The 11,585-nt window shown below is 72.3% G+C and carries 10 protein-coding genes and 1 tRNA gene; 3 read left to right on the forward strand and 8 right to left on the reverse strand.

Annotated elements, in window-relative coordinates:
• Positions 1–1,380: bifunctional UDP-N-acetylglucosamine diphosphorylase/glucosamine-1-phosphate N-acetyltransferase GlmU (glmU, locus tag E7Z54_RS14005; RefSeq protein WP_136434695.1), on the reverse strand; the 1,380-nt coding region annotated here is incomplete at its 3' end.
• Positions 1,381–1,514: 134 nt separating this feature from the next.
• On the opposite strand from glmU, the gene E7Z54_RS14010 reads away from it, so the two are divergent.
• Positions 1,515–1,955, forward strand: a complete 441-nt coding sequence (locus E7Z54_RS14010; protein ID WP_136434697.1) for an ArsI/CadI family heavy metal resistance metalloenzyme — start codon at positions 1,515–1,517, stop codon at positions 1,953–1,955.
• Positions 1,956–2,013: 58 nt separating this feature from the next.
• On the opposite strand, the gene E7Z54_RS14015 is transcribed toward E7Z54_RS14010, so the two are convergent.
• From E7Z54_RS14015 to cysS, 5 genes are all read right to left on the reverse strand, one after another.
• Positions 2,014–2,092, reverse strand: a tRNA-Gln gene (locus E7Z54_RS14015).
• Positions 2,093–2,120: 28 nt separating this feature from the next.
• A complete protein-coding gene (locus tag E7Z54_RS14020) occupies positions 2,121–3,269 on the reverse strand; it encodes an acyl-CoA dehydrogenase family protein (RefSeq protein WP_136434698.1) in 1,149 nt (382 codons plus the stop codon).
• A 61-nt stretch (positions 3,270–3,330) separates the two neighbouring features.
• Complete coding sequence (locus tag E7Z54_RS14025; RefSeq protein WP_136434700.1) at positions 3,331–4,830, reverse strand: metallophosphoesterase family protein; 1,500 nt, start codon at positions 4,828–4,830, stop codon at positions 3,331–3,333.
• A gap of 7 nt (positions 4,831–4,837) precedes the next feature.
• A complete protein-coding gene (rlmB, locus tag E7Z54_RS14030) occupies positions 4,838–5,800 on the reverse strand; it encodes a 23S rRNA (guanosine(2251)-2'-O)-methyltransferase RlmB (protein ID WP_136434702.1) in 963 nt (320 codons plus the stop codon).
• A gap of 74 nt (positions 5,801–5,874) precedes the next feature.
• On the reverse strand, positions 5,875–7,281 hold the full coding sequence (gene cysS / locus E7Z54_RS14035) for a cysteine--tRNA ligase (protein ID WP_136434704.1): 1,407 nt from the start codon (positions 7,279–7,281) through the stop codon (positions 5,875–5,877).
• Between the two features lie 119 nt (positions 7,282–7,400).
• On the opposite strand from cysS, the gene E7Z54_RS14040 reads away from it, so the two are divergent.
• Positions 7,401–8,672, forward strand: a complete 1,272-nt coding sequence (locus E7Z54_RS14040; RefSeq protein WP_136434706.1) for a C39 family peptidase — start codon at positions 7,401–7,403, stop codon at positions 8,670–8,672.
• A gap of 22 nt (positions 8,673–8,694) precedes the next feature.
• On the opposite strand, the gene E7Z54_RS14045 is transcribed toward E7Z54_RS14040, so the two are convergent.
• Positions 8,695–9,438 carry an SDR family NAD(P)-dependent oxidoreductase gene (locus E7Z54_RS14045; RefSeq protein ID WP_136434708.1) on the reverse strand — a complete coding sequence of 248 codons (744 nt, stop codon included), beginning with the start codon at positions 9,436–9,438 and terminating at the stop codon, positions 8,695–8,697.
• 7 nt (positions 9,439–9,445) lie between these two features.
• A complete protein-coding gene (locus E7Z54_RS14050) occupies positions 9,446–10,987 on the reverse strand; it encodes a molybdopterin-dependent oxidoreductase (protein ID WP_136434709.1) in 1,542 nt (513 codons plus the stop codon).
• A 32-nt stretch (positions 10,988–11,019) separates the two neighbouring features.
• On the opposite strand from E7Z54_RS14050, the gene ispF reads away from it, so the two are divergent.
• Entirely contained in the window at positions 11,020–11,535 is a 516-nt protein-coding gene (ispF, locus tag E7Z54_RS14055) for a 2-C-methyl-D-erythritol 2,4-cyclodiphosphate synthase (RefSeq protein WP_206056213.1), read from the forward strand.
• Positions 11,536–11,585: the final 50 nt, after the last annotated feature.

The raw sequence follows: 11,585 nt of genomic DNA on the forward strand, positions 1-11,585 counted from the left end.
ACGACGGCGCTGCGCCCAGCCGGGGAGGTTCCGCTGGTGCGCCGCGCTGACCGCCAGCGCGCCGGGCGGCACGTTGCGACGCACCACGGTGCCGGCGCCGGTGCCGGCACCGTCGCCGATCTCGACCGGCGCGACGAACGTGTTGTTGGCACCGGTGCTGGCGTGCTTGCCGACCGTCGTGCGGTGCTTGTTGACCCCGTCGTAGTTGGCGAAGATCGTGCCCGCGCCGATGTTGGTGCCGTCGCCGACCTCGGCGTCGCCGACGTAGGAGAGGTGCGGAACCTTCGCGCCCGCCCCGATCTGGGCGTTCTTCACCTCGACGAAGGCGCCGATCTTGCCCTTCGCGCCGAGGGTCGCGCCGGGACGGAGGTAGGAGAACGGGCCCACCGTCGCCTCGGGGCCGATCACGGCGAGCTGGGCGTGGGTGCGCACCACACGGGCACCGGCACCGATCTCGCAGTCCTCGAGGGTGGTGTCCGGCCCGATCACGGCGTCCTCCTCGACCACCGTCGCGCCGAGCAGCTGCGTGCCCGGGAGGATCGTCACGTCGGGGGCGAGCACCACCTGGGCGTCGATCCAGGTCGTCTCGGGATCCATCACGGTCACGCCGTCCTGCATCCAGCGGGTGAGGATCCGGCGGTTGAGCTCGCGGCCCAGCGCGGCCAGCTGTGCCCGGTCGTTCGCGCCCTCGGTCTGCAGGGCGTCCTCGACGGCGTGCGCGGCGACGGTCAGCCCGGCCTCACGGGCCAGCGCGATCGCGTCCGTCAGGTAGTACTCGCCCTTGAGGTTGTCGTTGCCGATCCGGGTGATGCAGTCGGCCAGGAACGCGGCGTCGAACGCGAGGATGCCCGAGTTGATCTCGGTGATGGCGCGCTGCTCGTCGGTGGCGTCCTTCTCCTCGACGATCGCCTGGACGACGCCCTCCGGGTCGCGCACCACGCGACCGTAGCCGTGGGGGTCGGCGACGATGCCGCTCAGGATGCTCACGGCCGCCCGGGCGGACCGGTGGGAGTCCGCGAAGGCGCGGAGCGTCTCACCCTGCAGGAGGGGCGTGTCGCCGTACGCGATCAGGACGGTGCCCTCGCGTGGCCCGTCTCCCAGTGCCTCGAGCGCCACCCGCACGGCATGGCCGGTGCCGAGCTGCTCCTCCTGGACCGCGAGCACCGCGCCGGGCAGCAGCTCGGTGACGTGCGGGCCGACCAGCTCCCGCTGATGCCCGACGACGGTGACCACGCGCGCCGGCTCGAGCGCACTCACCGCGCTCAGCACGTGGCCGATCATGCTGCGGCCGCAGATCCGGTGCAGGACCTTGGGGGTCTTCGACTTCATCCGGGTGCCCCCGCCGGCGGCGAGGACGATGACGGTCAGCTGGTCGGGCACGTCCCAACCCTAGACGGGTTCGGCGGTCGCCCGGCCAACGCGCCTCAAGACATTGACAGAAGTCGATATCTGTTCCAGGATATCGATCATCATCAATATTTGGGGGGCGACCCGCCGCCCGGAGAGGAACACCCATGCGACTCCAGCTCGCGCTGAACGTCCCCGTCCTCGAGGACGCCATCGACTTCTACTCGCGGCTCTTCGACACCGCGCCCTACAAGGTGAAGGAGGGCTACGCCAACTGGGAGATCGCCGAACCGCCGCTCAAGCTCGTGGTGTTCGAGAACGCCGGGGCCGAGCCCGGGTCGATCAACCACCTGGGCGTGGAAACCGAGACCGCGGAGGAGGTCGTCGCCGCCGAGGCGCGCCTGTCGGCGGCCGGCCTGGAGACGACCGGCATCGACGACACGACCTGCTGCTTCGCCGAGAAGGTCGAGACCTGGGTGCACGCGCCCGACGGCAACCGCTGGGAGTGGTACGTCAAGAAGGCCGACGCCGGCTCCTCGGCCGAGATCGCGCTCGAGTCGGTCGGCACCGGGGTCGACAGCGCCTCCACCGGCGTGTGCTGCGCCTGAGTCCTGCGGCCGGCCGTACAGGCGGCCACCGTCGTCACGGGGCGAGCCGACCGCTGCGCTCCCCGGGTAGGAGTCGAACCTACGTCGCTAGTCCTGATTCAAAGTCAGGCGGGCCCTACCGGCAGACCAACCGGGGAATGTGCGGGTCAAGCCTAGAGGCAGTGCTCAGCGCAGCAGGTCGCGCCCGATCACCATCCGCTGGATCTGGTTGGTCCCCTCGAAGATCTGGGTCACCTTCGCGTCGCGGAAGAGCCGCTCCACCGGGTACTCCCGCGTGCAGCCGTCGACGCCCAGCACCTGGACCGCATCGGTCGTGACCCGCATCGCCGCGTCGGTGGCGGTCAGCTTGGCGATCGAGGCCTGCCGTGAGAACGGACGACCGGCGTCCTTCAGCCGCGCGGCATGGAGGTACGACGCGCGCGCACGCTCCACGTCGGCGGCCATGTCCGCCAGCATGAACTGCACGCCCTGGGACTCGCCCACCGGCTTGCCGAACTGCTCGTGCTCGCGCGCGTAGCCGACGGCGTGGGACAGGGCCGCCTGGGCGATCCCCGTGGCCACCGCGGCGATGCCCAGGCGGCCCGCGTCGAGCGCGGACAGCGCCACCCGCATGCCCGCGCCCTCCTCGCCGATCAGCTGGTCGACGGGGATCCGAGCCCCGTCGAGCAGCACCTGCGTGGTGACGTCGCAGTGCAGGCCCATCTTCCGCTCAGGCGCGCCGAACGACATGCTTTCGGTGCCCTCCGGCACCAAGAAGGCCGAGAGTCCGCGCTTCGGGTCCTCCGAGGTCCGCGCGAAAAGGATGTAGTAGTCGGCGCAGGAGCCGTTGGAGATCCACTGCTTCACGCCCTTGACCGTGTACGCATCGCCGTCGAGGCGCGCCGCCGTCCGGATCCCGCTGACGTCGGATCCGGCCTGCGGCTCGGACAGGCAGTACGCCCCGAGCCAGTCGCCCGACAGCATCCGCGGCAGCCACCGCTGCTTGAGCTCTGCGGAGCCGTTGGCGTCGACGACCGTCGCGGTCAGCGCGTGGACGCTGGTGCCGACGGCCACGCTCGGCCAGGCCGTGGCGATCTCCTCGACCACCTGGAGGTACACCTCGTACGGCTGCGCCCCACCGCCGAACTCCGCGGAGAACGGCAGGCTCAGCAGGCCGGCACTGCCCAGCAGGCGGTACGCCGACTCGGGAAACTCCGCCCGCTCCTCGGCCTCCGCGACCTGCGGGGCCAGCTCCTTCGTCGCGATCTCGCGGGCCAGCGCGAGCAGCTCCTCGGCTTCCCCGCTCGGCAGCAGCCTCTCCACGGTCGTTCCCATGGGGCGCACCCTAGTCGGGCTCCCAGCTGGCCGGCCGCCCTCCCGGTGGCCCGCGCCCCCTTCAGTAGGTGAGCTCGACCCACTCGTCGACGTCGTACCGGCCGTTGGTCTGCAGCGTCACGGACTGGATACCGACCGGTCGACCGTCGCGGTAGGTGATCAGCGCGACCGCCGCCGCGCGGCGGAGCTTCGTCCCGATCGCGATGGCGTACGCCGCGCCGCCGGTGGTGCCGGTGGTGTAGGTGTAGCCGGTCGACCCGTTCTCCCCCACGCCCGGGTCCGGACCGGTCGTCACGTGCACATGACCCCCGACCACGAGGTCGACACAGCCGCGCGCGAGCGCGCCGGCGCCGAAGTCGGCGTCGTGGACGAGAATCGTGTTGACCCGCTCGCCGTCCTCGTCGGCCTGGCATGCGGCCTCGGTCAACCGCTCGCCGACCTCCTTCGAGGTCAGCCCGGTCTCGTCGCGCCAGTTGCCCAGTCCACTGGATCGAGGGTCGTCGACACCCAGCAGGCGGGACCCACCGGGCCCGTCCACGACGGAGCCGTCCAGGTAGGTCCAGCCGAGCTCTCCGAGGTACTCGCTCACGAAGGAGCCGTGGTCGTGGTTGCCCGCGACGGCCCAGCGTCCGTCGTAGTCCTCGAACGCCTCGGCGACCGAGTCGAGGGAGAATGCCTCCCACCGCTCCCCGGTCGAGGTGTCGTCACCGGCGTTGAAGATGGCCGTCGCACCGCCGGCGTCGGCGATCGCCCGCGCGACACTGTCCATCCCGATGTTGTCGTGCCGGTCCGAGACGAGCAGGACGACCGTCTCGTCCTCCTCCGGCTCGCGCAGCTCCAGGCCCGCGGCGTCCTGCTCGGCCCGTGAGTAGAACTCGAGTCCCTGCCGGTAGCTGCTCACCGCGCTGGCCACGAGCCTGCGGGTCTGCGCCGTGGTGGCGTCGGCGAGCACCTCGACACCCTCGGCCTCCGGTGGCAGCCTCAGGCTCGGCCCGAGGAACTCCCCGAGCGGCGTCCAGCGCTCCGCCGCCGACTCCGAGCGACCCCAGCCGAGCGGCACCACGATCCCGGTCAGGACGACGAGGACCACCGCTGCCCCGAGCAGCCCCGACCGGGTCCGCAGGCGTCGGACGAGGTCACGACGGCGGTCGCCGCCCACGGCGAACCAGATCAGGAGCGGTACGGCGCCCAGGGCGGCTCCCTGGACGATCGCGGCCAGCGCCATCGTGCGGACCGCGCGGCCGACGACCGCGACCTGGCCGCGAGGCTGCGACGCGATCGCCGCGTAGCGTGCCGTCAGCACCTGCATCGAGTCGGTGTCGGCCTTGCCGAGCTCGACCTCGACGCCGATCTCCGAGCCGGAGGAGATGCGCAGGTCCGGAAGCACCGGGCCGGTGCGCACCACGACGTTGCCCGAGAGGTCCGGACTGACCGTGGCGTCGTGGCTGGCGACGACGATGGTCCGCTCGCTGCCGACGAAGATCAGCGAGGCGGCGCAGGTGGACACGACCAGCCAGGCCCCGAACCACGCCAGGACCCTCAGGAGACGAAACGACGACATCGCGGGCTTATTGGTGCGCTCGGGACTCCGCGACCGCGTAGAGGACCACCGAGGCGGCCACACCGGCGTTCAGGGACTCCAGGACGCCTGCCATGGGGATCGAGACCAGCCGGTCGCAGTTCTCGGCCACCAGGCGGGAGAGGCCGTCGCCCTCGGAGCCGACCACGAGCACCAGCGGCCCGCGGGCGAGGTCCTCGTCGGCCACGAGCTCGGGCAGCGAGAGATCGCCGTCGGCGGCGAGGCCGACCACGAAGCATCCGGCGTCCTGGTAGGCCTTGATCTGCCGGTTCAGGTTGACCGTCTGCGCCACGGGGCAGCGCGCGGCCGCACCGGCCGAGGTCTTCCAGGCCGAGGCTGTCATCGACGCCGCCCGGCGCTCGGGGATCACCACTCCGTGCGCGCCGAACCCGGCTGCGCTGCGGACGATGGCACCGAGGTTCCGCGGGTCGGTGATCGAGTCGAGCATCACGATCAGTGGCGCCTCACCGGACTCGGCGGCCGCGTCCAGCAGGTCGTCCGGCTGGGCGTACTCGTAGGGCGGGATCCGCGCCGCGAGCCCCTGGTGCACGGCACCGTCGGTGAGCCGGTCCAGCTCGTTGCGACTCACCTCGAGGAGGCCGACCCCGTTCTCCGCAGCGATCCGGAAGATCTCGCGCAGCCGGTTGTCGCGCTCGGCGCCGTCGGCGACGTACACCGACGTGACGGGCACGCCCTCCCGGAGCGCCTCGAGGACCGGGTTGCGCCCGGCGATCCACTCGGCGTCGCCCGTACGACGTCGCGGGCCGCCCTTCTTGGCCGCTGCCCGCTTCTTGGCCTCGACCGCCTTGTGGGCCTTGTGATAGGGCCGCTCGACCGCCTTCGGCGTGGGGCCCTTGCCCTCCAGGCCGCGCCGGACGCGCCCACCGGAGCCAGCCGTCGGCTTCTTGCTCGACTTGCGGATCGCGCCCTTGCGCGCGGAGTTACCAGGCACGTCAGTGTCCTTTTCGGTGGTCGAGTAGCCCGTCGCGAGGGACGGGCGTCGGGCGTGTCGAGACCCCGGGCATGTCAGCTCACCGTCCAGGCAGGTCCGTCAGGGGTGTCGGTGACCTCGATGCCGGCCGCCTTGATCCGGTCGCGGATCGTGTCCGCCCGGCTCCAGTCCTTCGCCGCGCGCGCCTCGGCACGCTCCTCGAGGAGACCGGCGACGAGGGCGTCCACCGCTGCGCGGAGCCGCTCCTCGGCGTCGTTCGCGCCGGCGCCCGCGGCCCAGGCGCGGTCGGCAGGGTGGAGGCCGAGCACCTCGAGCATCCCGTGGACGTGCGCTGCCTGCTCGAAGGCGTCCTCCCCGGCCGCGAGGCGTCGGTTGCCCTCACGCACGGTGTCGTAGAGGACGGCCACCGCTGCCGGCGTGCCGAGGTCGTCGTCCATCTCCGCTGCGAAGGCGTCGGGGAGGTCCCAGGTCGCGCCCGCCATCGGGCCGACCCGCCCGAGGAACGTCTCGATCCGCTTGTAGCCGGCGGCGGCCTCGTCGAGCGCCTCGAACGAGAACTCCACGTGCGAGCGGTAGTGCGCGGCCACCATGTAGAACCTCAGCTCGGCGCCGCGATAGCGCTGCAGGACGGCCGGGATGCTGAGGGTGTTGCCGAGCGACTTGCTCATCTTCTCGCCGGCGGTCGTGATCCACGCGTTGTGCATCCAGTACGACGCGAACGGCCGGCCGGCCGCGCGCGACTGGGCCTGCTCGTTCTCGTGGTGCGGGAACCGCAGGTCGACGCCTCCGCCGTGGATGTCGAAGGCCGGGCCGAGGTACTTCCCCGCCATCGCGGAGCACTCGATGTGCCAGCCCGGGCGGCCAGGCCCCCACGGGGACGGCCATGCCGCGGTCTCCGGCTCGGACTCCTGCTTCCAGCCCTTCCAGAGAGCGAAGTCGCGCGGGTCCCGCTTGCCGCGGGGGTCCGCATCGGCGGCCGGTTCCATGTCGTCGATGCCCTGGTGGGTGAGCTCGCCGTACTGCGGCCAGGACCGTACGTCGAAGTACACGTCACCGGAGGCGTCCGCGGCCGCGTAGGCATGGCCCCTGGCGATCAGCTCCTCGATGAGGACGATCATCTCCGGGATGTGCCCGGTCGCGGCCGGCTCGTAGGTCGGCGGGGCGACGTTGAGGGCGGCGTAGGCGCGGTCGAGCTCGATCCGCATGGCGTAGGCCAGGTTGTACCAGGGGCGTCCCTGCTCGGCCGCCTTGAGGAGGATCTTGTCGTCGATGTCGGTGACGTTGCGGATGAAGGTGACCTCGTAGCCGCGGAACCGGAGCCATCGCTGGAGGACGTCGAAGTTGACCGCCGACCGCACGTGTCCGACGTGCGGCTCGCTCTGCACCGTCAGACCACACACGTAGAGACCCGCCTTGCCCTCCTGGAGGGGCACGAAGTCACGGACTTCGCGGGTCGCGGTGTCGTAGAGCCGGATGGTCACCGGCTCAGTCTAGGGATCGGCGCGGGTCGGCCTCACATCGTCGCCCCGCGAGCCGAAGTGGTGGGTGTGCCGACCGGCAATGTGTGACTGGAGTGACTTTTGTGACCTACCGTGGCGTCATGCGCCCTGCCGTCCCTGCCGCCCTGGCGACCGCGGTGGCCGCCTGCCTGGTGGCCACCGTCTTCGCGCTGGTCCCCGGCGGGCGGTCGGAGGAGGGCGCGCCGGCGGAGCTCGCGGTGACCACCACCGAGCGCATGGTGCACCTGAAAAGGTTCGACAGTCGCGCCCAGTGGCGCAGCGGCAAGGCCGAGGGCGTGCGCTACACCTCCGGCGGCCGGATGGCGTTCTCGAAGCCGATCCGCACCGGGTCCTACGCCGGCCGGCGGTACGACGTCGCCCGCTGGACCAGCCCCTGGGTCTCCCCGGGATTCTCCTTCACCGAGCTGATCCCGTCCTGGTCGGCCAGGACGCCCGGCGACAGCTGGATCGAGGTGCGGGTCCGTGGCCGCTCGGCGGGCGGCGCGCTGACCTCCTTCGACGTGCTGGCCCGCTGGGCCGCCGGCGATCGCCACGTGAAGCGGCACTCGGTGTCGGGCCAGGCCGACGACGGCACCCGCGTCAACGTCGACACGTGGCGCACGGCCGGCCTGGCGTCGTACCGGCTGGAGGTGAGGGTGCACCGCCGGACAGGAAGCGCCGCGGTGCCCAGCCTGGACCTGGCGACGGTGATGACCTCACGGCTGCCCGCCACCGCCGGGCCGACCTCCCGGCCGGGTGTGGCGAGCGGGACCCTCCTGGACGTGCCGCGGTACTCCCAGATGGCGCACGCGGGCCACTACCCGGAGTGGGGCGGCGGTGGCGCGGCATGGTGCTCGCCGACCTCGACGTCGATGGTGCTCGGCTACTACCGGAGGCTGCCGCGGCCGGCCGCCTACGCGTGGGTGCGCAGCGGCCACACCGACCCGTGGGTGGACCACGCCGCCCGGATGACCTACGACCACGGCTACGGCGGCACCGGCAACTGGCCGTTCAACACCGCCTACGCGGCGGAGCTCGCCGGGAAGGCGTTCGTGACCCGGCTGCGCAACCTGCGCGAGGCGGAGCGCCTGGTCAGGGCCGGCATCCCGCCGGTGGTGTCGATCGCCTTCGAGCGCGGCGAGCTCACCGGCGCGCCGATCGGCTCGTCCGACGGCCACCTGCTGGTGATCGTCGGGTTCCGCAGCGACGGCGCGGTGGTCGTCAACGACCCGGCCGCGCGCACCCGGGCCGGCGTGACCCGGGTCTATCGCCGAGCCGAGTTCGAGCGGCTCTGGCTCGAGGCGTCCGGTGGCCTGACCTACGTGATCCACGACGCCGCCCACCCGCTGCCGGCGGCCTCCGGCAACTGGTAGCCGGGCGGCCTGGGCATCACAGCTAGGCGCTGTAGCCGCCGTCGACGTCCAGCTTCTGGCCGCTGATGAATCCCGCGCGCGGCGAGGCCAGGAAGCAGACCGCCTCGGCGATGTCGGCGGCGGTGCCGAACGTCCGCATCGGGATGTTGCCGCGCGTCACCTCGAGCGCCCGCTCGTCCAGTTCGCCGGAGGAGATCAGCCGCTCGGCCATCCCGTCGGTGAGCATGCCGGGGCCGACGGCGTTCACGCGGACGCCGTACCGCCCCTCCTCGACCGCGAGCGCTCGCACCATGGCCTCGACGGCCGCCTTCGGGGCCGACGACAGGCCGTCCCGGACGGGGAACCGGGAGGTCGCCGCAGTGGTCACGGCGGTCAGCGAGCCCGAGGCGTCCCGCAGCGCCGGCAGCGCGGCGTGCGCGATCGCGAAGAACCCGGCGGCGTCGACCGCCAGCTGTGCGGCCATCTCCGCCGGCGCCACGCGGGACAGATGGGTCATCGGCACGTGCGGCCCGGCCGCGTAGACGACCGTGTGCAGCCCGTCGAGCTCGGCGACGGCGTGGTCGACCACCCGCGGCACGTCGGCGGTGTCGGCCAGGTCGAGGCCGTACGACGCGACCCCGATGTCGACCGGCCGGGTGCGGTGGGTGACCGCGACCCGTGCCCCACGCGCCACCAGCAGCTCGGCGATCGCGCGGCCCAGGCCGCCCGAGCCGCCCACCACGAGGGCGCCGCCGGGCAGACCGGCGAAGTCGGCGTCGAGGCCCATCGGGGGATCAGGCCTTCACGCTGAGGTCGATCGTGTGCCAGCCGGTGGCTCCGTCGGGCAGCACGTCCCGCGCGACGCCGGTCTGCACCTCGCCGTCCTTGTCGGTGGCGCGGACCCGCAGCTGGTGGTCGCCCTCCTCCACGTCGAGCATGATCCGCCACTGGACCCAGGTGTCGTCGTTCGGCACGCCGGCGAGCTCGGCCCGCTCCCAGGCGCCGCCGTCGACCTGCACCTCGACGCCTGCGATGCCGGTGTGCTGCGCCCAGGCGACGCCGGCGCAGACGACCTCGCCCGCAGGCACCTCGTCGCCGTCGTGCGGCACCTCGATCTTGGACGACATCTTCACCGGGCCCTGCTCCGCCCAGCCCTTCTGCGTCCAGTAGGCCTCGATGTCGCTGAACCGGGTGACCTCCATGTCGACCACCCACTTCGTCGCGGACACGTAGCCGTACAGGCCCGGCACGATGGTGCGGACCGGGAAGCCGTGCTCGATGGGCAGCGGCTCGCCGTTCATCCCGATGGCGAGCAGCGCGTTGCGGTCGTCCTCCATCAGCGCGGCCAGCGGAGTGCCGCAGGTCCAGCCGTCCTCCGAGGTCTGCAGGACGGCGTCGGCACCCTGCTGCGGACCGGCCTCCGCCAGGATCGCGGCCAGTCGCACGCCGCTCCACCAGGCATTGCCGATCAGGTCGCCGCCGACGCTGTTGGACACGCAGTTGAGCGTGATCCAGTCCTCGGTGATCTCCCGGGCGACCAGGTCGCTGTAGGACAGCGTGATCTCGCGGTCGACCATCCCGTGGATCCGCAGCTCCCAGCCGGCCGGGTCGATGGCGGGCTTGATGTAGGCGGTGTCGATCAGGTAGAAGTCCTCGTTCGGCGTCTGCCAGGGGGACAGGCCGTCGATGTCGAACTCGGCGCCGTCGGGCACCTCGGGCGCGGTGACGCCCTCCAGCCGGAGCAGGCGCCGGCTCTCCTCGGCGCGACGCCGGGCGCTGCCGGCTATCCGGCCGAGGAGTCCGCCGAACGCCGCGAACCCTGCCGTCGCTGCCACAGCCACGAAGAAGTGGCGTCGCGTGTGCATCGGCTCGACCGCCGGGTCCTCGCTCTCCTCGACCAGCTCCCAGCGGCGCAGCCATTCCGCGAGCACCGCGAGGGCGACGATCCAGCAGAGCAGGCCGACGACGATCGGGACCAGGTCGATCAGCGACGGCGTCGGCTTGGTGAGTACGGCGATCACGGCGACGCCGGCGAGCACGACGTACCCGGCGACGGCGACCCACCAGCGCCTCCGGGCGACCCGGCCCAGCAGCGCGAAGACGAGGGTGAGGATGGCCAGCATGCCGACGACGAGGGCCTTCTTGTCGTCCTGCTCGAGCTCGCGGATCGCCCACTTGACGACCGGACCGGGGGTCAGCGCGGTGACGCCCTCGGCGACCGCGACGACCGGCGACTCGCGCACGTGGAGCAGCGCCGCGGTGGCATAGCTCACTGCCAGACCGACCGCTCCAGCGATCACTCCGACGAGCCACCACCAACCGCGGGACGTGCTCACGTTGGTGATTCTTCCTCAGGCATGATCAGCGCGTGAACCCAAGAGACCCAGGCGGCGTGGCGGGCGGCCTCCGCATCGGCATCGGATCCGACGTACATCGCCTCGTCCCGAGGGCGGACGGGGATCCGCCGCTGGCGCTCGGTGGCCTCACCTGGCCGGACGAGGACGCCCGCCTCGAAGGTCATTCCGACGCCGACGTCGCCGCCCACGCGGCGTGCGACGCCCTGCTCTCCGCGGCCGGCCTCGGGGACCTCGGCAGCAACTTCGGTACGGCGGACCCGGCCTGGGCCGGCGCCAGCGGTGCCGCCATGCTCGGCGAGACCCGCCGCCGCGTCGAGGCGGCGGGCTTCCGCGTCCTGAACGTTTCCGTCCAGGTGATCGGCAACCGCCCGAAGCTCGGCCCGCGCCGCGCCGAGGCCGAGGCTGCCCTCTCAGCCGTGCTGGAGGCCCCGCTCTCGCTCTCCGCCACCACCACCGACGGACTCGGCCTCACCGGCCGCGGCGAGGGCGTCGCCGCGATCGCCACCGCCCTCCTGACGACTCCCTGACCCACCACACGAGGGGGCGCGGTGTGCGGCGCGAGGGGGCGCGGTGTGCG

It is taken from the genome of Nocardioides sp. (genome assembly GCF_004803405.1).
Classification (GTDB): domain Bacteria; phylum Actinomycetota; class Actinomycetes; order Propionibacteriales; family Nocardioidaceae; genus Nocardioides; species Nocardioides vastitatis.

What these genes read in the sequence shown, in the direction of transcription:
- E7Z54_RS14040 (WP_136434706.1), top strand. Translation starts at nt 7,401, where the DNA reads ATGCGCCCTGCCGTCCCTGCCGCCCTGGCGACCGCGGTGGCCGCCTGC.
- E7Z54_RS14020 (WP_136434698.1), bottom strand. Translation starts at nt 3,269, where the DNA reads ATGGGAACGACCGTGGAGAGGCTGCTGCCGAGCGGGGAAGCCGAGGAG.
- E7Z54_RS14025 (WP_136434700.1), bottom strand. Translation starts at nt 4,830, where the DNA reads ATGTCGTCGTTTCGTCTCCTGAGGGTCCTGGCGTGGTTCGGGGCCTGG.
- E7Z54_RS14010 (WP_136434697.1), top strand. Translation starts at nt 1,515, where the DNA reads ATGCGACTCCAGCTCGCGCTGAACGTCCCCGTCCTCGAGGACGCCATC.
- E7Z54_RS14045 (WP_136434708.1), bottom strand. Translation starts at nt 9,438, where the DNA reads ATGGGCCTCGACGCCGACTTCGCCGGTCTGCCCGGCGGCGCCCTCGTG.